Raw genomic sequence first — 24,253 nt, 5'->3', positions numbered from 1 at the left:
TGTTTCATAGGCTTCCCATTGTCTCTCCAACGCGCGTGGTCCGCGCATCGTTTCGCTATGGCCCCTATGTCTCACCCCGGCCACCCGCAACGCTGCAATGATGGAGGAGTGAGCGCATCTGGACAGATCTTTGACACCACCGGGTTCTTGCAGGGGCTCGACCGGGCATTTGCGGCGCACACCCCGCCCCAGGCCATCGAGGACTACCTGTTCGACGGGCTCGCGCGGGCCCGCGCGGCCACCGATATGGCCGCGCAGCTGACCGTTCTCAACGAATTGGCGGGATTCTATCGTTCTGTATCGCGCCACGACGACGCGATCGCGTGCGGTGATGACGCGCTCGACCTCATCGCTGCTATGGGCCTTGCCGGCTCGGACGCCGAGGCGACGACCCTGATCAATTCGGCCACCGCCCTGCGGGCCGCCGGGCGAAACGCCGACGCACTCGCCCGGTACAACAGGGCACTCGAGATCTGCGAGCGGACGATGGCGCCCAATGACCGGCGCATAGCAGCGCTGCACAATAACGCTTCGATGGCGTATTCGCAGCAGGGTGAGTACGGGCAAGCGCGAGAACACCTGCTGGAGGCGCTCGCAATAGCGGAGGCGGCCTCCACCGACCCCGACGCCGACGTGGACATCGCGTCCACCCTGTCCAACCTGGCCCTTGTCGATTTCAAACTGGGGGATTCCGCGAACGCTAACCGCGCGGTCTCGCGCGCGATGGCGATTTTCGAATCCGTGGATAACCAATCGAATCCGCATGTTGCCGCCGCCCTTGCGGCTTACGCGCAGGGATGCCTCGAAGGGGGGCACCCCGAGCTCGCCGTGCAGGCGTACCGCCGTGCGCTCGTCATCATCGAGCAGTGCTACGGAGTGGGCAGCGACGCCTACGCCATCACCTCTGACAACCTCGCCACAGCCGAGGGGCGCCTGGCCGCCCGCGATCTCGACGCCCCTACGGCCGGCCCCGACACGTCCCGGCGGACGGCCGAACCGGATTCCTCGCTCATCGCAGTTCCGGTCGCGCACGCGCAAAGCCCCGCGCCATCTGCGGGCTCGCCGCTGACCGGCCTGCAACTATCTCGCGCGTTTTGGGAAGAGCTCGGACTGCCGCTCATGCGGGACCGCTTCCCGTCCCACATCGACCGCATGGCCGTTGGCCTGGTGGGTCACGGATCGGAGTGTTACGGATTCGACGATCGCCTCTCGCGTGACCACGACTTCGGGCCGGGCTTTTGCATGTGGCTCACCCGCGACGACTATCGCCGCATCGGCGCCGAGGTGCAGCACGCCTACGACGAGTTGCCGAAGCAGTTTCGAGGTTTCGGTCCGCGCGTGCGGACGCCGCGCGCCAGCGAGGGCGGCGCCGGGAAGCGGGTCGGTGTCTTCAGCATCGACGCGTTCTTCGAGCAGATCACCGGCTACCCGCAGGCCCCTGCCGCCGACAAGCCGCACCAGTGGCTCTTGCTGGAGGAATCGACCCTGGCGGCGGCCACCAACGGCGAGGTGTTCCGCGATCCGCTGGGGGAGTTCACCGCGATCCGCATGGGCTTTAAGCGGATGCCCGAGGACGTCTGGCTGGCGCTGATATCGCGCAGGCTCGGCATGATCTCGCAGGCGGGCCAGTACAACGTTCCCCGCATGCTCGACCGCGGCCAGGCCGAGGGGGCGTGGTTGGCCGTTTCCGAGTTCGTGCAAGCGACGGCTTCGCTCGTGTTCTTGCTCAACCGGCCTGCCGCCCGCGGATACCTGCCGTACTACAAGTGGCAGTTCGCGGCCCTGCGCCGGTTAGCGTCCCAAAAGGTGTCGCGGCTGCCGCACATTGTAGACGAGTTATCCACAATCGTCCGCCTGGCTTCCGCCGCATGCAGCGGAGGCGCACAATTCGGGGAGGGCGGGAAAGGCTCCAGCCTCGCACGCACACAGGTAATGGAGGCTATCGATCGAATTTGCGACTCAATCGTCAGCGAGCTCAGAAAGTCGGGGCTGACCTCGTCCGATGAAAAGTTCCTCGAATGGCAGCGGCCCTTCGTGGAGTTAGCGATCAGCGACCCGTGGCTGAAGAGTGTGTGAGGTGGTTTATGGAGATTCCTGATCCGGATGAGTTTCCGACGCCGGAACGTTATGGTGCATGCAGCGACCTAGCCGAGCTGGAATGGGAACAATTCCAGAAGGTCAATAGCGACGGGGGGCGCGCGGAATGTCAGGGAAACTGGCCCGTGTTCGACCAGATGCGGCTCGCGCAGTTCCTCACCTGGCCGGCCGAACTGATCGCCGCGTACGGCTCCGATCTGCTGCGGGCAAGATCCGTCGGGCGGAACCTGGTCATGGAGAAGTATGCGCGCATGATGGTCACCACCGAACCCGAACGCTACGCCCGCGAACTCGCACCGTACCTCCCGGCGTTGAACGATGAGCGGATAGCGCTGCAGGAACGGATCATCGCAATCCAGGTTGCTTGGGCCGACGAGTTCCGCGCCCACTTTCCGAAGCTCGGCGCAGCGATGCGGAAATTGCGCACGGCACAGGACGTCATCGGGGACACCTCATTCGAAACGTACTTGCGCGGTGAGCTCTGCACGTACTCCGAGCCGACGCTCGCGGCGTACGCGGAATTTGTCGACCTCATGCGGGCGAACGGCCTCAACCTCACGCAGGTCACCGTGCAGTGGGCGGTCCGCCTCGGCGGCGACGAAACCCTTGATCAGGCCGAGGCCACCCAGCGCGCATAGCGGGCCCGCCGCTCCCCGCCCCGCCGTTTGTATAATTAACGGCGGTGTGTCGGGAAGCCTGGTCGACGATGTGATCGTCGACCCTCGGCAAGGAGCCCCGCATGCCTCACCGGCCCATCTCTTTGTGGATGCCCGCATCCCTGCGCGCCCACCGGCCGACATGGATCGAATTACGAACTCGGCTCGCCTCCGATGTTGTGGGCGGCGCGCTTCTGCTCCTCGCAACCGGCGCCGCGCTCGTCATCTCGAACTCTGCGGCAGCCTACGCCTACACGGCCGTTCGCGACTACACCATCGGCCCCGCCGGACTGCACCTGAACCTCAGCATCGGGGATTGGATTCGAGACGGTTTGCTCGCGATTTTCTTCTTCGTCGTCGGGCTCGAGCTCAAGCAGGAATTCGTCACGGGACGGCTGCGCGATCCGCGCCAGGCCGCCGTCCCTGTCCTTGCCGCCTGCGGCGGCGCGATCGCCCCCGCCCTCATTTTCGTTGCAATCAACACCTTCGCGCCGGGCGGGCATACAACTGGATGGGCGGTACCCACCGCGACCGATATTGCGTTCTCAGCGGCCATCCTGGCAGTTGCTGGCAGGTACCTTCCCGCCGCATTGCGCGTCTTCTTGCTGACATTGGCTATCGCCGACGATCTGATCGCAATCGTCATCATCGCGTTGACGCTTTCGCCATCGCTACATTTCGGGCCGCTGGTAGGCGCGGTCATCGCGCTGGGCGCCTTCGCGGCGTTGGTCCGACGAGGAGTCCGCACCCCGTGGATCCTGGTTCCCTTGGCTGTCACGACCTGGGCGCTGGTGCACGCCGGCGGTATCCACCCCACGATCGCCGCCGTTGCGTTGGCCTGCACCGTACCGGCGGTGCCCACCACCGCAGCCCACGTCGCGACTCCGGCGACCGGCGGTGGGAATCGCTACATCGCGGTTTCGACCCGCATGCTCGAACGGCTATCGCCAATCTCCACGCTGTTCGTCTTGCCCGTATTTGCGTTCTTCGCGGCGGGGATTGATCTTCGAGGTGACGGCGGGGCGGGATCAATTTTCAACCCCGTCACGCTCGGGGTCGTTGCCGGGCTTGTGATCGGCAAGCCGCTCGGCATCGTCGGCGCAACATACCTGGCCACGCGGTTGCGCACCTTTACCGTGGATCCGGCCCTGACCTGGAGCGACCTCGTGGCCATGGGAATGACCGCAGGTATCGGGTTCACCATCTCGCTGCTGATCGGCGATCTTGCCTTCGGCGCCGGGTCGCTTGCCGACACCCAAGCGAAGCTGGGCGTTCTGCTGGGTTCGGCCGCAGCAGGGATTATCGGAACTGTTCTGCTCGTTATGCGCGGCCAACGCCACAAGGCCACACGCCAGGTCTAGTCCTTGGGGACCACCTCGCCGTCGACGATGTGACCGTCACCTGGGTTGGCTTCCCGTTCCACCCCGATGGTGACCTGGGTCAGTAGTGCGGCCACCGCACCGATGGCAACCAGCCCCGGAGCAAACAGGGCGGTCGCCGCCGTCACCGCCAACCCCGTATTCAAGGGGACGACCAACACGGTCTCGCCCTTCTCGTTCTTGATAAAGACCCTGCGGACGTTGCCCTCGCGGATCAGTTCCTTGACCCGGCCCGTGACGTTTTCGCCGCTGACCTTGAATTCCTCGTACCACGTGCCTTCTGCCACAGCAGCCTCCTCGACGCGCCTAAGAACCTGGCCTGTCATTATCCGTCAATTGGCTGGGATCGACCCATGCTTCGAACACGCGGATGCCTTCCCAGCTGCCCCCGCGCGTGATCCCGACCACGGCGTGCGGGCGATCGAAGCGGAGCCGGACGCTAAGGCGTGAAGCAGAGCCGGACGCTAAGGCGTGAAGCGTATCCGGGGCGCGCCGGCGGGAGGTCCGCAGGTTTCGCCGCCGCCTGCCGCGGGGTATCGGGGGCACCGCCAAAGCTGTCGCTTGCGTATACAGCCCGCAAGGCGTGGATCCGCATGATGAAGCCCCCGCCCAGGCAGCGGCGTGACGCGAGCGCGTCTAGCACGGCGTCGGTTTCGTCGCGGTACGACGGCGTCAGCTTCGACCGCAGGTCCCACCGCGGCATGAGCGCCACCCAGCCGCGTCCCAACCCGTCGTCGAAGTCCGCGGGGTCGGAGGCGACGGACCGCGCGTGCCCCGACAGCAGAAGGGGGCCGCCGACCGGCGAAGCCCCGAGGGAGTCAATCTCGATCGCTGCGCTGTTGAGCATCGCGACGACCTCATCGGTGGCGGCCCACACCTCGCTTGTTGCAACGGCGGGGTCGGCTCTCACGCTAATGACATCCAGCCCGGATCGACTAAATGGCTTCGCAACGGCAACCCACCCCGCGGCCTGCGTGTGGACCACCCCCATCACGCCATCGCGCATCGCGAGCATGCCGTCGGGTTGCTGCGCCAGCGGCGAGTTCCAAGCGGCGCGAAGGTTCATCGCCCCCGCGACCACCACCTCGGTGTTCTGGTCCGGAACCGGCAGGCATGCCCCTTGCGCATTGCCGGTCGCGTGGGCAACCCAGCGGTCCAGATCCGCAGTTGTTCCGCAGATGCCATCAACAAGGTCATCGAGGCCCTCGAGGCAGCTTCCGCGGCCCAGCCATGACGCAACTTCCACGGAAAACGCGCCGTGCGGTGCTTCCAGGAGCCATTCGGCGTGCCGCCGCGACCACCCCACCTGCATGCCGAGCGCGCGTTCGGCATCGCGCCGCACGTTGCCCCGCCCAAACGCCGCCGCACGCGAAAGGTGAACCCACAGCGCAAACGGTGAAGCAATCGCGCTGGCACCGCGCATCCCATCCCGGACCGCGCCGATCTGCTTTGCGAACTCGGTGACCGCCACAGCCACTGGCCCCTTCGGGCGGATCAGCCACTACCAATCCTCCGCGCCGTCCAGCGCCAGGCGCCGCCGTCCGCACGTGAAGCAGAAGCGGTCAGTCGCGCGGGCCTTCATGGCGTCCGCGCTCACTTCGACGCCGGGAACGTGCCCCGCCGACGCCTCCTCGGCACTCAACACAAGCGCTCGCGTATTTTCCGAAGAGCACACAGGACAGCGGGAATATTTCCCGCGATTCGCAGACCTCGTTTCAGACGTATTTCCCTAAACCGCTACGGAATCCTCGAAACCCCATGTACAAACCGCAAGATAACTCTAGGGTCTGACACGATTGCATTGGGTGCCTTGTCAGCGATGTCACACAACGGCCAAAAGGCGTAACGGACCTGGGCAGATGCGCTCAAGGAACCCCTCCAGAGGGCCCAATCAATGCCGATCAGGGGGCCCAACCGAATCGGCTAAGCGCCGAGGCAGTCACCCGACCCGCGCAGGCTAGGCGTGATTATGCTTCTCCGAGGCAGCGACCGAGGCCGTCTCCAGCTGAAAGGTCGAGTGCTCGACCGGCACCGGAAAGTGCTGCTCCACGCAGTTCTTCAGGGCCGCCAGGATCTGCGGCGCGTGCCCGGTCTTGAAGCACTCGTCGTCAACCACGACGTGCGCGGAAATGACGGGCAGCCCGGTAGCGACCGTCGAAGCATGCAAGTCGTGGACCTGCCGCACATGGTCGAGCTTGAGCATGTGACGGCGGACCTCGTCCAAATCCAATTCCTCGGGCGTGGCCTCCAGCAGCACGTTGCCCGTGTCGCGCAACAGCACCAGGGCGCGGGGCACGATCAGCGCGGCGATGAACAAACCCGCCACGGAGTCCGCGCGCTGCCAGCCCGTCGTCGCGATGACGATGGCTGCAACGATCACGCCCACCGACCCAAGCGCGTCGTTGACGACCTCAAGGAACGCCGCTCGCATGTTGAAATTGGCGCTGCGCCGCGACGATATGACCAGCATGGAAGCGATATTTCCGACGAGGCCCAGCACCCCGAAAATCAGCAGTTCGGTGGAGGGAACCTCGGGGGGCGACATTAGCCGCCGCACCCCGTCGACGGCCACAAAAAACCCCACGGCGAGCAGCACGGCAGCCTGCCCCAACGCCGCGAGCACCTCGACCCGGCGGTAGCCCCATGTGCGCTTGGAGGTGGCAGGTCGCGACATTAGGTGCGCCGCGAACAGTGCCGTGCCCAGCCCCAACGCATCGGTGAGCATGTGGGCGGTGTCGGTCAGGAGCGCCAGCGACCCGGTCCACAGCGCGCCGACCGCCTGCGCCAACAGAATCGCGAGCGTAATGCCGAGGGCGACCGCTAGTCGACTGCGGTTACTAACGGCGTCTGTCGTTGCTCCGTGGTCGTGTCCAGCACCCATGGTTCCTCATCTTGCACCGCGTGAATGGTTCCCTTTGAGACTACCCGAGCGCGGGTGCGGGAGGTGGCCTCGTCCATCATTTCCTGCGCGGTTGCCGGCAGCGTTCCGCGCGACCAAAACGGCCCGCAGATCAGCAACGAGAGCCCCGCTATCTGCCCGATCGCCCCGATCCAGATCGCCGCAACGGTCCCCAGATGGCTGCCCAGGGCTCCCGCCAGCATGGATCCGATCGGCATCGCACCCCAGAACATGAATCGCACCGACGCATTCATGCGACCCAGCAAATGCGGTGGCGTCACGCGCTGCCGAAATGACACCTGGATCACGTTAAAGACCAAGATGCCGTAGCTCATCAGGGCGCCCTCGATCGCGAGTATGGCGAAGGCGGCGGCAGGGAACGCGGCGGCGACGGGCATGAGGAGTCCCGCGACGCACCACAGGATCGCGGCGCAGGGGATGAGACGAGAGTCCCCGAACCGGCGGCTGAGCCGCGTGGCCGTCAGCGCGCCCGCCAGGCCGCCGCAGGCCGCGATCGACAAGATGGCTCCCATCGTCGTTGCCGACATCCCGAGGATTCTCAAGATGAGAATCGGCTGGAGGGTGAAGGCGATCTGCGAAAAGATGTTCGAGAGCGCGATTGCGACGACGATTCGGCGTAGCAGCGGGTTGCCGAATACCCATTGCAGCCCCTCAGCGATCTCGCGGCCCAGGGGCTTGGCGCCGACCCGCGTGTGTTTGGGCTCGTTCGAGCGCGTGCGAACCAGCGCCCCAAACGAACCCAGGTAGGTGGCCACGGTGATGACGATCACCAGCGGGGCGCTGAAGAGCCCGATGAGGCCCCCGCTAGCGGCGGGGCCCACCAGGCGCGCTATCTGCTGGGTGGATTCCAGTTTCGAGTTTGCTTCGCTGATGTGCGCGGGGCCGACCAGCGCCGGGATCAGCGACTGGTAGGAGACGTCGAAAAACACCGTCGCCACGCCCATGATCGTCGCGATGACGTAAAGGTGCCAGATGTGCAGCGAGCCGGACGCCCACAGGATGGGAATTGCCGCCAAGGCACCCGCGCGCACCGCATCGGCCGCGATCATGACGCGGCGTTTACGCAATCGGTCGATCCAGGCGCCGGCGGGCAGCCCGATCACCAGGAAGGCCGCGACCGACGCCGCGGACAGCACGCCCACCTGGAAGTCGGTGGCCCGCAGCAGCAGAACAGCGACGACGGGCATGGCGACCTGCGCGATCTGCGCGCCGATTTGGCTCAGGGCCTGACCGCCCCACAGGGTCAGGAAATTCCGATCGGCCCACAGCGTCCCGCTCCTGCGTCTCTTTGGGGACGAGGCCCGCCCTCCCCCGTTGCGGGCCCCCCGAACGGTCGACGCCGTTCGCGTGGGAAGTCCTACATGGGCCACTGTCCGGGGCATGGGCGGGGCCATGCGACCGTTGCGCTGCACGCTACTACTCACCTTCGAACCACTGATTGATGTTTACCAATCACTGTGGCGAAGTGTGGGCTCGATGTCAAGCCGCGCCAGCGCGGGCGCGACCCCCACAGCAGCACTCGGTAAAATCACGGAATGACACAGTCGCAGCCAGCCGATCCCTCGCCGACCGGGGACGAGGCCACCGGGGACGAGGCTACCGACACCGCGGCCGCGGCCGCCGACACAGAGAACGCCGAAACCGCGGCCGCCGCGCAGGCGCGGGCGCGCGCGCTCAGCTCCCCGATCCGCCTCCGGATCATCCGGCTGTGTCGCTTCGAGGCCCGCACCAACAAGGAATTGGCCCTGCTGCTGGGCCTGAACCCCGGCACGGTCCTTCACCATGTCCGCACGCTGGTGAAAACCGGCTTCCTCGCGGCGGGCCCGGAACGCACCGGGACGCAGGGCGCGCGCGAGGTCCCTTACCGCTCCACCGGGCTGGCCTGGCAGCGCCCCACTGCCGCCGTATCGCATGTCCTCATCGAGACGTTCTTGCAGCAGGTTCGCGGGCTCGCGCCCGAAGACCTGCACGTCGCATGGTTGGGTTTGCAGCTCAGCGACGCGCATCGGGCCGAACTCGAAGCGCGCCTGTACGCGCTCATCAACGAGTTTCGCGACCGCGGCCCCGACCCCGACGGCAAGCCGCTATCGATTTTCACCGCCATCCATCCCGACGCGGAAGCCTAGCCGCGCAATCGCGGTGCCCCTTCCGCTACGCCCGCATGAGGCGCGCGATCGCATCGGTGGCTTCCTGGAACTTTTGGTCCGCCTCGGCCCCGCCAGCCCGCGCGGCGTCAGCGACGCAGTGGCGCAGGTGATCATCCAAGAGCCCAAGCGCGACCGAGCGCAACGCGCTCGTGAGCGCCGAAACCTGCGTGAGGATGTCGATGCAATACTTCTCCTCGTCCACCATTCGGTAGATTCCGCGCGCCTGCCCCTCGATGCGCTTGAGCCGTGCCAAGTACCGGTCCTTATCGACGATGTACCCGTGACCGACGGCCTCGTCGCACTCGCAGCGCGCCCCCTGGGCGGGAAACTCCAGATCCACGTCACCCATCACTTTCCCCCGTCGTTTTGCCGAGATCCAAGATCGACCCGGCGCATCAATTGCGCGTTGACCGCGACCACCACGGTCGAAAGCGACATCAAAATTGCCCCCACCGACATTGGCATCACGAATCCGATCGGCGCCAGCACGCCGGCCGCGAGCGGCACCGCGACCAGGTTGTATCCGGCCGCCCACCACAAATTCTGCTGCATCTTTCGGTACGCGATTTTCGATAGTTCCACGACCGAGACCACGCCCCGCGGGTCGTCGCTGGCGAGGATGACCCCGGCGGAAGCGATGGCGACATCGGTTCCGGCACCGATCGCCACGCCCACATCCGCCGCCGCTAGCGCGGGCGCATCATTGACGCCGTCCCCCACCATCGCCACGACATCGCCGCCGCTTCGCAGGGCGCCAACCCTGTCCGCCTTGTCCTGCGGGCTCATGGCGGCGTGCCACGAATCCACGCCGACCACCCCGGCCACCCGTTTAGCTACCCCGGCGGCGTCCCCGGTCATCATCACGACGCGCACACCCCGGGCGTGCAGGGAACGCACCGCCTCCACGGCCTCCGGCCGCACCTGGTCGTCCAGGGCGATCGCGCCGCTGACAGCGCCGTCGCACACGACGTGCACCACCGTGGAGCCCCGAGCCTCCCATGGCGCCGACAGCGCCAGCGGCGACAGGTTGTGGCTTCGCAGGAGCGCGGGCCCTCCGACCTCCACCCGCTTCCCGGCGACCTGCGCGCTGACGCCAATAGCTGGCGTCGAAGCATGCCCCGTTGCCTGCGGCAGGTCGACGCCCGCATCGGCAGCGCGCGCCACGATCGCCTTGGCCAGCGGGTGCTCGCTTTCCGCCTCCACGGCCGCCGCCAACGCCAGCACCGCGTTCTGCGCCCGCACCGCCGCCGCGCCGGGGCCGGACGGGGACGCCTCGGCAGCCGCCACACCGGTAACCTCCGGGACCCCCTTGGTCAAAGTGCCCGTCTTGTCGAAGGCAACCACCGAAACGAGGCGGGCCCGTTCAAGGGCCACGCGATTGGCGATTAGGATCCCCGCCTTCGCCGCCCGCGCGGTGGAAATGGACACAACCAGCGGAATCGCCAGGCCCAGGGCGTGCGGGCAGGCGATGACCAGGACCGTAATCACCCGCACGACCGCCTGCTGCGGCTCGCCGGCAAGGAGCCACACCACGGCAGTAACCGCCGCGGCCCCCAGCGCGAACCAAAAGAGCCACCCCGCTGCGCGATCCGCAAGCCGCTGTGTTTTTGAGGACGAGTTCTGTGCCTCTCGCACCAGCCGACCGATTCCCGCCAAGGTCGTATCGTCGCCAACGGCGCGCACCTCGACGCGCAGCCCCGAATCGGTGGCGACCGTGCCCGCGACTACCCGCGAGCCGACGGCGCGTTCCACCGGCGCCGATTCACCCGTGATCATCGATTCGTCGACGGCGGCCGTTCCCTGCGTCACCACGCCGTCGGCAGGAATCCGACCGCCCGGGCGCACAACGACCACGTCACCAATGGCGAGGTCGCGCGGCGCCACTCGTTCCGTTCCCGCTGGCGTGACGCGTTCCGCTTCGTCCGGGAGCAGGGCGGCCAGCGAATCGAGCGCCTCCCCCGTCTGCGCCAACGATCGCATCTCGATCCAATGACCCGCCAGCATGACCACGATCAGCAGCGCTAGTTCCCACCAGAATTCAAGCGAGTGGTCGATCAGGCCGAGCGTCGACATCCACGAGGCCGAAAAAGCGACCGTAATCGCCATGGCTACCAGCAGCATCATCCCCGGCTTGCGGGCCCGAATTTCACCGACGGCTCCCGTCAGAAACGGCTTGCCTCCCCACAGGTACATCACGGTGCCGCCGATGGGTGGCACCCAAGCGAGGATCCCGGCGGAGGGGACCGAGTAGCCGATGAGCTCGGCAAACATGGGCGATAGCGCAACAACGGGTATCGCAATCGCGCACATTATCAACAGCAGCTTGCGGAACATCGCCGCGTGATCGGACATCGACATGCCGTGCATGGAGCCCATCGACATGCCGCCCATCGAGTCGTGGGCCATTCCAGCGTGCCCACTCATGTCCATCGATTGATGGTCCTGCGCACGCATCGAGCCGTGCCCGCTCATGTCCATGTCGCCGTGCCCAGCACCGTGCCCGCTCATGTCCATCTCCCGATCGTTGCCCATGCCCATCCGTTGGCCCCGCCTTTGCCTACTTGAACCGCCGCAGTCGCAGCGAGTTGCCGACGACGAAAACGGACGAAAATGCCATTGCGGCCCCCGCGAACATCGGATTCAGCAGCCCCAGCGCCGCAAGCGGTATCGCCGCAACGTTGTACCCGAACGCCCACACCAGGTTTCCCTTGATCGTGCGCAGGGTCGCGCGGGACAGCCGAATCGCGTCTGCGGCGATCCGGGGGTCGCCGCGCACCAGCGTGATGTCGGCAGCCTCGATCGCCGCGTCGGTCCCGGTTCCCATTGCCATTCCGAGGTCGGCCGTCGCCAGGGCGGGAGCGTCGTTGATGCCGTCTCCGACCATGGCGACCACCGCGCCCGCGGCCTGGAGGTCGGAAACGACCCCGACCTTGCCGCCCGGAAGGACGCCGGCAATCACGGTATCTATGCCCACCTGCTCGCCGACCTTGCGCGCCACCACCTCGTTGTCTCCGGTCAACAGGATGGGCCGTAGCCCCAAGTCCGCCAGATCCCGCACGGCTTGCACGCTCGTGTCCTTGATCGTGTCGGACACCGCGAATCCCGCGCGCACCCGCCCGTCATAGGCGACGGCCACGACCGTCGCACCCCCACCCTCGGCGCGTGCGAAGTCGCGTGCCAGCTCCGCCGGCATGGCATAGCCGCTTTCAACCAGCCAGGATGGGCGTCCGGCCGCGCCCTCGTGACCGTCGACCACACCCGCAACTCCCAGGCCCTGGGTGTTGGTAAATCCGCTCACGGCGGGCAACTCGGCCGCCTCATCGCGCGCATACAGCGCGATCGCCTCGGCGATCGGATGCTCCGAGGCGGATTCGAGACCACCCGCGAACCGAATAACCCCATCGCGCGCCTGGCCTGCCCCGATCAACACCTCCGTAACGGACATTTTCCCGCTCGTCACGGTTCCGGTCTTGTCCAGAACGATCGTGTCGACGCGCCGCGTGGACTCGAGCACCTGCGGACCCTTGATCAGAATGCCCATTTGCGCACCGCGTCCCGTGCCCACCAGCAAGGCGGTGGGCGTCGCCAGGCCGAGCGCGCACGGGCAGGCGATGATCAGGACGGCCACGGCCGCCGTAAACGCCGAGCTTGCGGGATGTCCGGTTGCCAGCCAGGCCGCTAACGTCACGGCGGCGATACCGATCACCACGGGCACGAAGATCGCGGACACGCGATCGGCCAGCCGCTGCACGTCAGCCTTGCCGGATTGCGCGGTCGCCACCATCCGCGCCATCTGCGCCAACTGGGTGTCCGCCCCGACCTTGGTGGCTCGCACCACCAACCGTCCGGACACGTTCACCGTCGCCCCGATCACGGGATCGCCCGCACCGACTTCAACCGGCACGGGTTCGCCGGTGAGCATGGATGCGTCCACCGCGGACGCCCCGCTCACAACGACCCCATCGGAGGCGATTTTTTCCCCCGGCCGCACCACGAACTGGTCCCCCACCGCCAATTCGTGCACCGGGATGAGGGTTTCTGCGCCACCGCGCACGACGGCAACCTGTTTGGCGCCCAGATCCAGCAACGCGCGCAGCGCCTGCCCGGCCTGCCGCTTCGCGCGTCGTTCCAGGTACCGGCCCAGCAGGATGAACGTGGTCACCCCGGCCGCCACCTCGAGATAGATGTTCGCGGATCCATCGCCCTGGCGCGCCGTCAGTTCAAAGCCGTGTCGCATCCCGGGTTCCCCCGCATGGCCCCAGAACAACGCGTAAATCGACCAGAGGAACGCTGCCGCCGTGCCGAGGGTGATCAACGTGTCCATCGTCGCGGCGCCGTGCCGCAGGTTCTTGAAAGTCGCGCGATGCATCGGCCACGCGCCCCACACCACGACCGGCGCCGCAAGCGTCAGCGACAGCCACTGCCAGTTCACGAATTGCAGGGCGGGAACCATCGCGAGCACGATGACCGGCGCGCTCAGGATCGCCGACACTGTCAGGCGCTGCCGCAAGTCGCTGAGCTCAGGATCCTCGTCCCCGGCGTCGTTGCGCGCCGACTCCCCCGCGCCCGCCTCCCGCTCCTGCGGCGTTGGTTCCGCCGCGGCGGGCACGTGCGCGGTGTATCCCGTGTTCACCACGACGGCGATCAGGTCATCGGCACTGACGCCTGCGGGCGCCGCGATGATCGCCTGCTCGGTCGCGAAGTTGACCGTCGCGGCCACGCCCGGGACGCGATTGAGTTTCTTCTCGATTCGGTTGGCGCACGAGGAACAGGTCATGCCGCCGAGGTCGAGCGTGATCTGCTGCGGCGCCGCCTGCGGGAAGCTCGTCGCGGGTGTGGACGTCATGGTGCCTTCTTTCGCCGGGTTTCCCTGACTCCAACCACCATACCCCCACGGGGTATTCCCCGCGCGCTATTCGCTCGGCGCGGGACCTGCCTCCGCGGCGGCAGCGGCCGCCGCCTCCCGCTTCGCGGTGCGCCGCTGCAATAGGGCCTCCACAGCCATCGGGATGATCGAGGCGACGACAATCAGCACGATGATCAGTTCGATGTTGTTGTGCACGAAGCTGATCTGCCCCAGGAAGTAACCCAAGACGGTGATCCCGACGCCCCACAGCACCGCGCCGAGCAGGTTATAGCTAACGAACCAACGGTAGCTCATGCGCGCGGTCCCCGCGGCGACGGGGGCGTAGGTCCGCACGAACGGAACGAACCGCGCCAGGACGATCGTCCGCCCCCCGTAGCGTTCGAAGTATGCCTGGGTCTTGTCGATGTGTTCCTTCTTGAAGAAGCGCGAATCGGGTCGATTGAAGATCTTGGGCCCGACCTTGTCCCCGATCAGGTAGGCCACCTGATCGCCGCCGAAGGCCGCGGCGACCAGCAGCAGGCACAGCAGCCACAGCGGAAAGTCGAGCACGTCCTGCGCAACCAGCATCCCGGCCGTGAACAGCAAGGAATCCCCCGGCAGAAACGGAAAAAGCAACCCCGTCTCGATGAAGACGACGACCACGATTCCGATCAGCGCATACGGCCCGAACGAACGAATCAGGGAGTCGGCATTGAGCCAATCCGGCCCGAGAGCAACGGTCAATACGGTGGGGTCAGCAAGGAAGTGCACAGGCGAATCCAGTCGTCGGTGGGATGTGCCGCCATCCTAGTCGCACAAAGTGAACGCTCAGCGCCGCGGAATGCGGATGCTAGGCGCCGAAGAACTCGTCCACGGCAACTGCGCGCGCCCCGACCTTGTGCAGTACCCGCGACACATTGCCCACCATGACGGGCGGCCCCGCTACGTATGCCATCCGCCAAACGACGTCGGGCACCAGCTTGGTCACCACGGGGGCCGTTATGCGGCCATCGATCACGTGTACCTCGGCGCCGCTGGCTTCCAATGCGTCGCGGCCTATTTCGCCGCCCGCGCCCGCCCGGTAGATGACGGTCACGTCCCGCCCGCCAAGCCCGGGGCCCAATTCGTCCAAGAACGCCAGGACCGGCGTGACGCCGACCCCGCCTGCGACCAACAACAGCGGCAGATCCGGGTCGCGCGGCAACAGGAACGACCCGCCCTTGCGCGTCACCCGCACCCTCTCGCCGACGCGCAGGCGCGCCCATTCCCGCTTGAAGCTGCTGGCATCCGCCGGCACCCGCGTGACGATCGAAAACTGCCGTCCCGTGCCGATGGGCGTGAAGACCCGACGAGCGCCCCGCCTATCGAATCCACCCCTCGGCGCCTGCACCTCGACCCATTGCCCGGCGCGAATCCCGAGGGCCCGCGGCACCTCGAATACGACGCTGAGCCCATCGGCGCCGACTCGCTCCACGGCCGTGACCCGCGCCCATTGGGGGCGGGGGCGCTGAACCAGCGCGGTCACGACATTGGCAACTAGGAGCACCAGTTCCGGGGATGTCGCAACGTGGGCCGACCCCACGGCGAAATGCACCGGAACGGCTATCAGAAGCACCATCAGCGCGCCCACCAGCCACCGATCGCGCGCCCGCTGCGGTGCCGTCATCGGTTCCGTGACCATGAATACGGCCCAGAACACCCACGGGTTGGAAAGCGCTGCCGTCGACAGCGCGGAGGCCACACCCGAGCCGTTTACCAGCAGTGTCGCCGCCGTCACAACGTAGGCGCCCGCCGCAACGCCCCAAGCGAAGCGCATCGTGCCGGTGCGGCGCGTCACGAGGACCCCCGCCACTACCACCGCCGCGAACATCGCGGTGGATCCGATCCACCAGCTCACTGCCCCCTTGCCGGATACGGCCAGGGCCGCGGCGCCGAAGGCGGCGGGGTTGACAAGGTGCGCCCCGCGGAACACCAGCAGGTACTTCGCGGCGGCCGCCGCCCCCGCCGCGGCCGCGTACCAGGCCAGCGTCGCGGGATCGGTTGACGGCCATACCAGGAAGAAAAGCAGCAATCCCGTGATGGCGGCCGATTCCGGCATCGGGCGGCGGCGCACGATTGCGGAACCGACCAGGGTCACCCCCGCCGACGCGACGACGGTCACCGCCAGGGTGGCGGCCATGGCCGCGGGCGAAAATGGCAACGCGCCGCAAGCGCCGAGCACGATCGCCAGCGCGGCGAGCGCCGCAAGCGCGATGAGGGTCACCCCGTGCATCGATACGCGCGACAGGCGAGTATCCACGGTTTCGCGCAGGGTGCGGGTTCCGGCCTTCATGCGTACACCTCCACGGGTAGGTCGTGACTCCACACCGCGCGGCCGCCGCCGTCCAGGGTCAAACACTGACAGTCGAGTGCCGCCGAAACGGCCTCGGGGGCCGCGAAGAACAGTGCGGACGCCGCCGCATCGGCGACCGCGGCGCTATCGGCGATGCCCCAGGTGGCTATTGCGCCGCGCCCCATGAAAAGGGGCGCACCGCTGCGCGCGTCGATGATGTGGTGCAGGCCTTTGCCCCACTGGCGCCGGTTGGGGGCGGATCCGCACACCGCGCGACCGTCCACGGGCAGGGCCCCGATGACGCGCCCGGCGTCGGCGGGGTCTTCCAGGCCCACGCGGACGGGTTCGTCGTGGCCGCTCGAAACGAACAGGTCGCCGCCCGCGTCGACGATGAAGGGTGCGAGGCGGGCTCGTCCCAAAATCTGCGCCACCAAATCAACCAGCTGCCCCTTGCCGATTGCCCCAACGTCGATCAAAACCGGCTCCGTGACGCGCAAAACTCCATCCGCATAGGTCACGGCGTCCCCCATTGCGGGCGCCGCCACGGTCGCGCCCGTTGGCCGCAGCGTGTATGCGGCGTCGTATCCAAGCGCCTCCATCGACCGGCCAACGAGTGGGTTCACCGCGCCATTCGTCAGCGTTTCGAGCGTTCGGTACAGCGCCACCAGGTCGCCAACGTAGGCGGGCAGCGCCGCGCTCCCCCCGTTGCGCGCCAGCTCGCTGACGGCCGAATCGCCGCGGAACCGCGACAGCGCCCGGTCGTATTCCTCGATCTGCGCGTGGACGGCGGCGCGGACGGCGGCCGGGAGCGGGTGCGCGGTCGTTATTTGCCAGCGGGTGCCGATCGCGTCAAATTCGTACTCAGGCACCGGCCTGCGACGCGATCTGCTCCAGTGCGGCGTTGAATCCCTGCGACGTCAACGACGATCCCGAAACCTTGGTGACCTTGGCGTCCGCGAGGGACTTGCCCACGACCTCATCGGCGATGTGCGACGCGAAGTCCTTCTGGTACGCCGTCGATGTCGCGTCCGCACCCGCGGGCGTCACGGTCACGTCGGAGATCACGCCGGACTTGATCGTGACGGCGACCTCGATCTGCTGGGTGCCGCCGGGGCTCTGGTAGGTCCCGCTCGCGGAATACGAGCCGTCCGCGACCGCCCCGCCGGCGCTGCCGGTGTCGGTTTGCGCGGCATCGGCGTCCTGGGTTGCCTCCGCATCCTGCGTGGAGTCCTGCGTGGCCGACTGGGTGCCGGTCGCTGCCGCGCTCGCCGAGGTGGTCGAGGCGGACTGGGAGCATGCTGACAGGGCGGTAAGAACGAGCGCCGCCACCGCCGTTGCGCGCGCCGCGGCTACCGCGCGGCCACGGGTCGAGGTCACCGCGGACGCCGCCTGGTGGCCCGGCGCCGCAGGGATGACCGTCGCGGAGATGCCCGCGGCGTCGCTGGGAATTGCGCGAGTGATGTCCGTGACGCTGGTGCCTGCACCGGTCGTGCGGTCGAATGTTCGCTGTGATCGTGCATCCATGGCGTGACCTCGCTGGTGGGTTCGGGGCGGGGTGGGTTCCCCGCCGGTACGTTGTACGTTACTGGCCGTTCCGGAGCGTTTCTTGAATGTTCTCTGTGCGTATTCAATGCGCCGAATCCGCGCGGGGGAGCCGGCGCGGGCGCTCGCGACCGGGCTCGCAGTACTCGCTTCGCGCGGGCGGCGCATGGGAGAATACAGGCATGCCGAACAACAGTGCCGTACCCACCTCTGCCCGCGTCCGCCTCGCCGAGATCGACCCGCCCATCGCGCTGGGCCCGCTCGACGGCCGCTACCGTGGCGCGGTTGCCCCCCTGGTCGACTACGTTTCCGAGGCGGCGCTCAACCGCGAGCGCATCAACGTGGAGGTTGAATGGGTCATCGCGTTGACCGGCGGGATCGCAGGCATTGCCGACCCCGTCGTTCCGGGGGCCGCGCGGCTCACCCCAGCCGAAGTCGACTACCTGCGCGCGATTCCGGCCACCTTCGGCAGCGCGGAGGTTGCGGAACTCGCGGCGATCGAGCAAGAAACTGTGCACGACGTCAAGGCGGTCGAATACTTCATTAAGCGGCGCATCGCGGCGGCACCCGCGGCACTGGGTCCCGACACAAACCTGGGCCGCATCTCCGAATTGGTGCATTTCGCCTGCACCTCCGAAGACATCAACAACCTGTCGTACGCACTCATGGTGCGCGGCGCGGTGACGCAGGTGTGGGCGCCGAGCGCGCACGACCTCGTGGACCAGCTGGCCGCCATGGCCCACGAACACGCGGCGGTGCCGCTGCTGGCGCTCACCCACGGGCAGCCCGCCACGCCCACGACCCTCGGCAAGGAACTGGGCGTGCTGGCCCACCGGCTGCGCCGCCAGTTGCGCCGCATTGACGCGGCCGAATACCTGGGAAAGATCAACGGGGCGACGGGCACGTTCGGGGCGCACACCGCCGCGGTCCCCGGCGCTGACTGGCCCGCCATATCGCGCGCATTCGTCGAACACCTGGGGCTGACCTGGAATCCGCTGACCACGCAGATCGAATCCCACGATTGGCAGGCGGAACTCTACAGCGACGTGGCCCGGTTCAACCGCATCCTGCACAACCTGTCCACGGACGTGTGGACCTACATTTCGCTCGGCGTTTTCAAGCAGATACCGGTGCCCGGCGCAACGGGGTCCTCGACCATGCCGCACAAGGTCAACCCGATCCGCTTCGAAAACGCGGAGGCGAATTTGGAAATCTCGTCCTCGCTTCTCGACACGCTCGCCGCCACCTTGGTCACCTCGCGGTTGCAACGCGACCTGACCGATTCCACCACGCAACGCAACATCGGCCCGGCGTTCGGTCACTCACTGCTCGCAATCGACAACGTGTCCAAGGGACTTTCCAGGCTCGCGGTCGACACTGAGGTGACAGCTAATGCGCTCGACCACAACTGGGAGGTGCTTGGCGAACCGATCCAATCGGCGATGCGGGCGGCGGCGATCGCGGGGGTCCCCGGAATGGAAAACCCCTACGAGCGGTTGAAGGAATTGACGCGCGGTCACCGGATCACCGCGGACGACATGCGGAACTTCATCGCGACGCTGGGGCTGCCGGCCGACGTTGCCAAGCGGCTGGCCGCCCTGACTCCGGCAACCTACGTCGGTTTGGCCGAATCGTTGGTCAACACCTACCTCGACTGACCCACCATCCACTACGAACCATGAGGAGCTTGGCAATGAGCACGACCACAACCATCAAGGTCAACGGCATGACGTGCGGGCACTGCGTCAAGGCAGTTACCGCGGAGCTGAGCGAGTTGGCCGGGGTCGACGGCGTCGACGTCGACCTGACGCCGGGCGCGGCATCGACCGTGACCATAACCTCGAGCGGCTCGCTTCCCGCTGAGCAGATCGCGGCCGCGATCGACGAGGCCGGCTACGAATTGGCCGGGCCGCCCACTTCGGTCGCCGCGGCGCCCGACCTGATCTCGCTCGTGGCCGCCGACGCGCAGTCGGCGGGCGGATGCGGATGCGGCGGATGCGGCTGTAAGTAGGGGCGGGCTAGGCGGGGCCGTTGCACTTCATTGGACAACGGCCCCAGCGCCTCGGTTTCGACTTAGAGGCCCTCGTCGGCGAGGATCGTGCGTATGGTCTGCGCGTTGATCGTGAACCCAAATGCCGCGTTGGGGTTGATCACCAGCCCCCAGTCTCCGGGCAGGTTCCGCAGAACCGTTCCCAGCACGGGATTGATGTAGTTTTTTTCGGGAAGCACGCTGCGCGCCTGCTCTTCCGAGGTGAAGACCCGCACGTAGGGCTGGGATTCAATGCGCACCGTGCGGATCTGCGGGCCTTCCCCCGCCTCGCCCGCGGACACCGGAACCCAGGCGGTTGATCGCACCAGTGTGCGCAAGAACGTGCCGATGTCGAGCCGGTCTTCTGAAGCGTCCTCGAGCATCTTCTCAAGGTCGTTCGCTGGAAAAGTCATGGCCTCGTCGCTCCTCGTTGCATTCCACGCGCGTATGTAGTCACAGGATAGCCCGTCCGGGTAGCGTGTCCAACAATCAATCGGCATTCCACCGGGAGGCGGTCGGGTGAGTTTTATTCGCGACCCGCGCCTAGTGCGCGTTGAGATTCTGCTTGTGCTCGCCCTGAGCCTGGGGCAAAGCGCCGTCTACTCGGTTGTCACGATCGTCGCTCGCCTCACTGCCGGTACCTCCCTCGGGCAGCAAAGCACGTCCCTGAATTCGGCCCTTTCGGATCGCCCCCTACTGGACCTCACCTACCAGTTGCTCGCGATCGCGTTCACCCTGGTGCCGGCCGGTTTGGCGGTCTTTCTGCTCGCGCGGGATCACCCGCAACCGCTGCGTTTGCTGGGTCTTACGCGCACGTATCCGGCTCGCGACACCCTGCACGGGTTGGTTCTTGCCGCCGCGATCGGCCTGCCCGGCATAGCTCTCTACATCGCCGGTCGCGCGCTGGGCATTACCGTTTCCGTGTCCGCCGCCGATCTCTCCCCGCTGTGGTGGGCGCCCGCCATCTTGATCTTGCGCGCGATCATGAACGCGGTGCTCGAAGAGGTCATCGTGGTCGGTTACCTCTCGGTGCGCGCCGGCGACCTGCGGTGCAAGCCGTGGGCGATCGTTGCCGCGAGCGCCCTGCTGCGCGGCACCTACCACCTGTATCAGGGGATAGGCCCCTTCGTGGGGAACGTGGCGATGGGAATTGTCTTCGCCGCCTACTATCGCTGGCGCGGCGGCGGGCGAACGTTACCCCTGGTCATCGCGCATAGCGTGCTCGACGTGGTCGCTTTCGTCGGGTATCAGTACATTCCCCACTCGGTCTTGGCCGCGTTCGGAATCACCTAACCGCGACTGGCCGCCCAATTCCCGACCCGCTCGCCTAGAATCGCCTCTATGGCACATTCGGGGGATGAACAGTTGCGCCCGCGGGTGCGAATTCTCGATGACGAGATCCCCCGTCGCGTCCGGCACCCGCGCGACCTGGTGGCGATAGTGCTCGCCGTGCTCGGCTCGGCGCTCGTTCTGATGCTTGCGGTGTTCGCCCACGAAACAGCGGCGGGTATAGCCGACGACGTGCGCCAGGTTTCGACGGTCTTCACCCAGGTGCTGTCGATCCCGGTGCGCGTCATGGAGTTCTTCTTGATCGTTGCCGCACCGATAGCGGTGCTGATCGAGTTGATGATCGGGCGCGCATTTCGGCAGGCGGCATTCACGCTAGTCGCCAGCCTCGCCGGCTCCGCGCTGGGGATCGGCACGGTGTTTCTGCTCGACTCCTTCGCCAGCCGCAACATGCTCATCGGGCTTTCGGTGTGGTCCCACGGATCCCTGACCCTCACCGTGCCGGTCTATGTGGCGGCGCTCAGCGCGCTGCTCACGATGGCGGGACCGCGCACGCGGCGCAAGTCTGTTCGCGTGACATGGAACCTGCTGTGGGTGGGGTTGGCGTTGGTCCTCATCGCCGGGCAGGTCACGATTCCGGGCGCGGCGCTGGCGATCCTGGTCGGCCGCATCGGCGGCCTGGCGGTGCGCTACGCCGCGGGGGTCGATAACGAACGCGCCTACGGCGATGACCTGGTGCAGGCGCTGCGAAGGGTGGGTTTCGACCCGATCGCGCTCGCGCGGGTGCGGGATGTGACCGACACCGAAGCGGTGCTCTCGCGGTCGGCGCGCAGCGATGGTCCCCCGGTTAGTGCCGTCGCGCTCAACGAACCGCTGCCCACAACCACCGCGATCGCGCGCACGGCAACGGATCCCGCCTCGCGGGCCATCGTGCGCCAATCGCGCCAGCGGGTGTACGCGCTCACGACCCCCGACGGCCCGCGACTCGACGTCGTCGTCTTGGACGGTGACCGGCAGGTGATCGGGTTCCTGTCGCGGCTGTGGGAATCCATCCGCTTGCGCGGAATCGAAGGCGGATCCGGCTCATCCCTGCGCGCGGTTGCGGAGCGCGCGGCGCTGACCGCCTATGCGGCGGAGGCGGCGGGAGTGAACACCCCGCGCCTGCGCGGGGTGGCGGCGGCGGACGATTCGATGATGCTCATCCAGGAGCACACGCACGGCGCCGTGCCGTGGCGGGACCTGGACTGCGCCGAGATATCCGACGAGTTGCTCGCGGAGGTGTGGCATCAGCTCCTCCTGGCGCACAGCCACGGGCTGTCGCACCGCCAACTGACCAGCGACACGATACTCGTCCGTTCCGCGCAAGGCGCCCCAACCGTGTGGCTCACCGGATGGGAATCCGGGGTGGTCGCCTCCTCCGAATTCTCCCGCCGCCTCGACCTCGCCCAGGCGCTGGCGCTCATGACCCTCAGCGTCGGGCCGCAGCGCGCCGTTCGATCTGCGATGTCCGCCGGGGTCGATGCGGCGAGCATCGGGCCGCTGATTCAACCTCCGACGCTGCCGACCTCGACGCGGGCGCGCGTGCGCGCGGATCGCCAGGTCCTCAAGCGATTGCGCGCCGAACTGGCCGCCCAGATTCCCGACGCCGACGTGGAACCGCTGCAGGTGGCGCGCTTCAGCCCCCGCCGCATCGTCATGACCACGCTGACGGTCATCGCATTGACCGTGATAATTACCTCGGTCGGGTTCGATGACATCAAGTCGGCCGTGAGCGAAGCCAACCCGTGGTGGTTCGCCATCGCCTTCGTTCTGGGGGTGGCGACCTGGCTCGGGGCGGCGGTGGCGTTGGTCGCGCTTTCGCCCGTTCGCGTCCCGGTCAAGGACGCCTTCATGGTCCAGGTGGCCTCGTCCTTCGTGACGCTTGCCGCCCCCGCTGGCATCGGTCCCGCGGTGCTAAACCTGCGCCTTCTGACGACCCGCGGGGTCGCGACCTCACTCGCCATGGCAACGGTCACGCTGGTGCAGTTTTCGCAGGTAGTGGTCACTATCATCATGCTGCTCGTGCTGATTTTGGTGACCGGCGATGTCGCCGTGTTCCGGGCGCTTCCCTCCACGACCGTGGTCGCGGCGGTCGTCGGGGTGGTGCTGGCGGTCGTCGTGCTCTTGCTGGTGCCGCGGGTGCGCAAATGGGCGGCGGCGAAGACGGTTCCGTTGGCGCGCAAAATCTGGCCGCGCCTGAGCGAGGTGCTGATGCAACCGCACCGCGTCGCTATCGCGCTGGTCGGCAACCTGCTGATGACCTTCGGGTTTGTGCTCGCTTTCGACGCGTCCCTGCGCGCATTCGGCCAGTCCGTCTCCCTGCTGGACGTCACCGTCGTCTACCTCATCGGCAACACCATCGGCGCCGCGGTCCCCACCCCCGGGGGCGTCGGGGCCGTCGAATTCGCCCTGATCACCGGGTTGACCACGACGGCCGGGGTCGCCGCACCGATTGCGACCTCGATCGTGGTGCTGTTCCGGGTCGTGACGTATTGGGGACGGATCCCTTTCGGATGGCTCGCGATGCAGCGCCTCCAGCGCACGAACCTGGTTTAGGCCTCGCGGCCCGCGCGGGGCCGCTGCCTGGCCCCTACAACGAAACGGGGCCCGCGCCAGCGATCAGCTGACTCGGGCCCCTGCCTCGACCTTGCGGTCAGGCGCTAAACCTCATCGGGTCACTTGGAAGCGGCCTTCTTCAGCAGGCTGCCCGCGGTGAGCTTGACGCCGAACCCGGCGGGGATGGCGATTTCTTCGCCCGTGCGCGGGTTGCGGCCGGTGCGAGCGGCGCGCTCGACGCGCTCGACCGCCAGCAAGCCGGTGAGCTTGACGCCCTCGCCGCTCGCGACAGACTCGAGCAGAACTTCTTGCAGCGCCGAAAGCGCCTCATCGGCCTGAGCCTTGGTCAGACCCGACTTGCCAGCAATCGCGGAAACAACGTCCGAACGGTTGAGCGACATAAGAATCCCTTCTTGGGCCCGC

Annotated in this window: 22 protein-coding genes; 8 read left to right on the top strand and 14 right to left on the bottom strand. The window is 67.1% G+C overall.

Translation table 11 applies throughout. The features are described from left to right. The first annotated feature begins 108 nt into the window (after nucleotides 1–108). The 3 genes from FB389_RS07030 to nhaA all read left to right on the top strand — a co-directional run bounded on the left by FB389_RS07030 (nucleotide 109) and on the right by nhaA (nucleotide 4,114). The gene (locus FB389_RS07030) at nucleotides 109–2,076 is read left to right on the top strand and encodes a DUF4037 domain-containing protein (RefSeq protein ID WP_211344975.1); all 1,968 of its coding nucleotides are present in this window, start codon (nucleotides 109–111) and stop codon (nucleotides 2,074–2,076) included. An 8-nt stretch (nucleotides 2,077–2,084) separates the two neighbouring features. Beyond that, entirely contained in the window at nucleotides 2,085–2,735 is a 651-nt protein-coding gene (locus tag FB389_RS07025; RefSeq protein ID WP_142112253.1) for a DUF4125 family protein, read from the top strand. Between the two features lie 101 nt (nucleotides 2,736–2,836). Then, nucleotides 2,837–4,114 carry a Na+/H+ antiporter NhaA gene (gene nhaA, locus FB389_RS07020; protein WP_246043571.1) on the top strand — a complete coding sequence of 426 codons (1,278 nt, stop codon included), beginning with the start codon at nucleotides 2,837–2,839 and terminating at the stop codon, nucleotides 4,112–4,114. Here the strand turns inward: nhaA and FB389_RS07015 are convergent. From FB389_RS07015 to FB389_RS07000, 5 genes are all read right to left on the bottom strand, one after another. Next, nucleotides 4,111–4,419 carry a DUF4342 domain-containing protein gene (locus FB389_RS07015; protein WP_246043570.1) on the bottom strand — a complete coding sequence of 103 codons (309 nt, stop codon included), beginning with the start codon at nucleotides 4,417–4,419 and terminating at the stop codon, nucleotides 4,111–4,113. The two genes, nhaA and FB389_RS07015, sit on opposite strands and share 4 nt — an antisense overlap. Before the next feature lie 152 nt (nucleotides 4,420–4,571). Further along, complete coding sequence (locus FB389_RS07010) at nucleotides 4,572–5,603, bottom strand: hypothetical protein (protein ID WP_142112250.1); 1,032 nt, start codon at nucleotides 5,601–5,603, stop codon at nucleotides 4,572–4,574. Nucleotides 5,604–5,633: 30 nt separating this feature from the next. Then, nucleotides 5,634–5,777, bottom strand: a complete 144-nt coding sequence (locus tag FB389_RS10495; protein WP_170207917.1) for a hypothetical protein — start codon at nucleotides 5,775–5,777, stop codon at nucleotides 5,634–5,636. Nucleotides 5,778–6,089: 312 nt separating this feature from the next. Further along, nucleotides 6,090–7,013 (bottom strand): cation diffusion facilitator family transporter, encoded by a 924-nt coding sequence (locus FB389_RS07005; protein ID WP_142112248.1) that lies wholly within the window; start codon nucleotides 7,011–7,013, stop codon nucleotides 6,090–6,092. Then, entirely contained in the window at nucleotides 6,953–8,434 is a 1,482-nt protein-coding gene (locus FB389_RS07000; RefSeq protein ID WP_170207916.1) for an MFS transporter, read from the bottom strand. Before FB389_RS07000 ends, FB389_RS07005 begins: the two co-directional genes overlap by 61 nt. 153 nt (nucleotides 8,435–8,587) lie before the next feature. Between FB389_RS07000 and FB389_RS06995 the strand changes: the two genes are divergently transcribed. After that, nucleotides 8,588–9,178 (top strand): winged helix-turn-helix domain-containing protein, encoded by a 591-nt coding sequence (locus tag FB389_RS06995; RefSeq protein WP_142112244.1) that lies wholly within the window; start codon nucleotides 8,588–8,590, stop codon nucleotides 9,176–9,178. A gap of 25 nt (nucleotides 9,179–9,203) precedes the next feature. Here FB389_RS06995 and FB389_RS06990 read toward each other — a convergent pair whose 3' ends face one another. From FB389_RS06990 to FB389_RS06960, 7 genes are all read right to left on the bottom strand, one after another. Then, complete coding sequence (locus FB389_RS06990) at nucleotides 9,204–9,548, bottom strand: metal-sensitive transcriptional regulator (protein ID WP_142112242.1); 345 nt, start codon at nucleotides 9,546–9,548, stop codon at nucleotides 9,204–9,206. Continuing rightward, nucleotides 9,548–11,731: a heavy metal translocating P-type ATPase gene (locus tag FB389_RS06985; protein ID WP_425467250.1), complete on the bottom strand. Its 2,184-nt coding sequence runs from the start codon at nucleotides 11,729–11,731 to the stop codon at nucleotides 9,548–9,550. The genes FB389_RS06990 and FB389_RS06985 overlap by 1 nt, the downstream gene beginning before the upstream one ends. A 25-nt stretch (nucleotides 11,732–11,756) precedes the next feature. Continuing rightward, the gene (locus FB389_RS06980; protein ID WP_142112240.1) at nucleotides 11,757–14,045 is read right to left on the bottom strand and encodes a heavy metal translocating P-type ATPase; all 2,289 of its coding nucleotides are present in this window, start codon (nucleotides 14,043–14,045) and stop codon (nucleotides 11,757–11,759) included. 66 nt (nucleotides 14,046–14,111) lie between these two features. Next, nucleotides 14,112–14,816 (bottom strand): VTT domain-containing protein, encoded by a 705-nt coding sequence (locus FB389_RS06975; RefSeq protein ID WP_211344973.1) that lies wholly within the window; start codon nucleotides 14,814–14,816, stop codon nucleotides 14,112–14,114. Nucleotides 14,817–14,895: 79 nt separating this feature from the next. After that, nucleotides 14,896–16,377, bottom strand: coding sequence for an FAD-dependent oxidoreductase (locus FB389_RS06970; protein WP_142112239.1), 1,482 nt, complete (start codon nucleotides 16,375–16,377; stop codon nucleotides 14,896–14,898). Further along, the gene (locus tag FB389_RS06965) at nucleotides 16,374–17,246 is read right to left on the bottom strand and encodes an FAD:protein FMN transferase (RefSeq protein WP_142112237.1); all 873 of its coding nucleotides are present in this window, start codon (nucleotides 17,244–17,246) and stop codon (nucleotides 16,374–16,376) included. The genes FB389_RS06970 and FB389_RS06965 overlap by 4 nt, the downstream gene beginning before the upstream one ends. After that, a complete protein-coding gene (locus FB389_RS06960) occupies nucleotides 17,239–17,901 on the bottom strand; it encodes an FMN-binding protein (protein WP_170207915.1) in 663 nt (220 codons plus the stop codon). Before FB389_RS06960 ends, FB389_RS06965 begins: the two co-directional genes overlap by 8 nt. Before the next feature lie 200 nt (nucleotides 17,902–18,101). On the opposite strand from FB389_RS06960, the gene purB reads away from it, so the two are divergent. Together purB and FB389_RS06950 are read left to right on the top strand one after the other, a co-directional pair. Then, entirely contained in the window at nucleotides 18,102–19,577 is a 1,476-nt protein-coding gene (purB, locus tag FB389_RS06955; protein ID WP_142112233.1) for an adenylosuccinate lyase, read from the top strand. 35 nt (nucleotides 19,578–19,612) lie between these two features. Continuing rightward, entirely contained in the window at nucleotides 19,613–19,930 is a 318-nt protein-coding gene (locus tag FB389_RS06950; RefSeq protein ID WP_142112231.1) for a heavy-metal-associated domain-containing protein, read from the top strand. A gap of 62 nt (nucleotides 19,931–19,992) precedes the next feature. Here FB389_RS06950 and FB389_RS06945 read toward each other — a convergent pair whose 3' ends face one another. Continuing rightward, a complete protein-coding gene (locus tag FB389_RS06945; protein WP_170207914.1) occupies nucleotides 19,993–20,361 on the bottom strand; it encodes an SseB family protein in 369 nt (122 codons plus the stop codon). A 106-nt stretch (nucleotides 20,362–20,467) separates the two neighbouring features. Here FB389_RS06945 and FB389_RS06940 point away from each other — a divergent pair, with 106 nt between their 5' ends. Both FB389_RS06940 and FB389_RS06935 read left to right on the top strand, forming a co-directional pair. After that, nucleotides 20,468–21,241, top strand: a complete 774-nt coding sequence (locus tag FB389_RS06940; protein WP_142112228.1) for a CPBP family intramembrane glutamic endopeptidase — start codon at nucleotides 20,468–20,470, stop codon at nucleotides 21,239–21,241. Between the two features lie 48 nt (nucleotides 21,242–21,289). After that, entirely contained in the window at nucleotides 21,290–23,830 is a 2,541-nt protein-coding gene (locus FB389_RS06935) for a lysylphosphatidylglycerol synthase transmembrane domain-containing protein (protein ID WP_142112226.1), read from the top strand. Nucleotides 23,831–23,949: 119 nt separating this feature from the next. Here the strand turns inward: FB389_RS06935 and FB389_RS06930 are convergent, their stop codons facing one another. Continuing rightward, the gene (locus FB389_RS06930) at nucleotides 23,950–24,231 is read right to left on the bottom strand and encodes an HU family DNA-binding protein (protein WP_142112224.1); all 282 of its coding nucleotides are present in this window, start codon (nucleotides 24,229–24,231) and stop codon (nucleotides 23,950–23,952) included. Between the last annotated feature and the right edge of the window lie 22 nt (nucleotides 24,232–24,253).

Origin of the sequence: Rarobacter incanus, from assembly GCF_006715765.1 — a bacterium.
Taxonomy (GTDB): Bacteria; Actinomycetota; Actinomycetes; order Actinomycetales; family Cellulomonadaceae; genus Rarobacter; species Rarobacter incanus.
Note: the sequence above shows the minus strand (reverse complement) of the source record. Positions and strands in the feature narration are given on the sequence as shown.

What these genes read in the sequence shown, in the direction of transcription:
- FB389_RS07025 (WP_142112253.1), top strand. Translation starts at nt 2,085, where the DNA reads ATGGAGATTCCTGATCCGGATGAGTTTCCGACGCCGGAACGTTATGGT.
- nhaA (WP_246043571.1), top strand. Translation starts at nt 2,837, where the DNA reads ATGCCTCACCGGCCCATCTCTTTGTGGATGCCCGCATCCCTGCGCGCC.
- FB389_RS07005 (WP_142112248.1), bottom strand. Translation starts at nt 7,013, where the DNA reads ATGGGTGCTGGACACGACCACGGAGCAACGACAGACGCCGTTAGTAAC.
- FB389_RS07000 (WP_170207916.1), bottom strand. Translation starts at nt 8,434, where the DNA reads ATGCCCCGGACAGTGGCCCATGTAGGACTTCCCACGCGAACGGCGTCG.
- FB389_RS06995 (WP_142112244.1), top strand. Translation starts at nt 8,588, where the DNA reads ATGACACAGTCGCAGCCAGCCGATCCCTCGCCGACCGGGGACGAGGCC.
- FB389_RS06990 (WP_142112242.1), bottom strand. Translation starts at nt 9,548, where the DNA reads ATGGGTGACGTGGATCTGGAGTTTCCCGCCCAGGGGGCGCGCTGCGAG.
- FB389_RS06985 (WP_425467250.1), bottom strand. Translation starts at nt 11,731, where the DNA reads ATGGGCAACGATCGGGAGATGGACATGAGCGGGCACGGTGCTGGGCAC.
- FB389_RS06980 (WP_142112240.1), bottom strand. Translation starts at nt 14,045, where the DNA reads ATGACGTCCACACCCGCGACGAGCTTCCCGCAGGCGGCGCCGCAGCAG.
- FB389_RS06970 (WP_142112239.1), bottom strand. Translation starts at nt 16,377, where the DNA reads ATGAAGGCCGGAACCCGCACCCTGCGCGAAACCGTGGATACTCGCCTG.
- FB389_RS06960 (WP_170207915.1), bottom strand. Translation starts at nt 17,901, where the DNA reads ATGGATGCACGATCACAGCGAACATTCGACCGCACGACCGGTGCAGGC.
- purB (WP_142112233.1), top strand. Translation starts at nt 18,102, where the DNA reads ATGCCGAACAACAGTGCCGTACCCACCTCTGCCCGCGTCCGCCTCGCC.
- FB389_RS06950 (WP_142112231.1), top strand. Translation starts at nt 19,613, where the DNA reads ATGAGCACGACCACAACCATCAAGGTCAACGGCATGACGTGCGGGCAC.
- FB389_RS06945 (WP_170207914.1), bottom strand. Translation starts at nt 20,361, where the DNA reads ATGACTTTTCCAGCGAACGACCTTGAGAAGATGCTCGAGGACGCTTCA.
- FB389_RS06935 (WP_142112226.1), top strand. Translation starts at nt 21,290, where the DNA reads ATGGCACATTCGGGGGATGAACAGTTGCGCCCGCGGGTGCGAATTCTC.
- FB389_RS06930 (WP_142112224.1), bottom strand. Translation starts at nt 24,231, where the DNA reads ATGTCGCTCAACCGTTCGGACGTTGTTTCCGCGATTGCTGGCAAGTCG.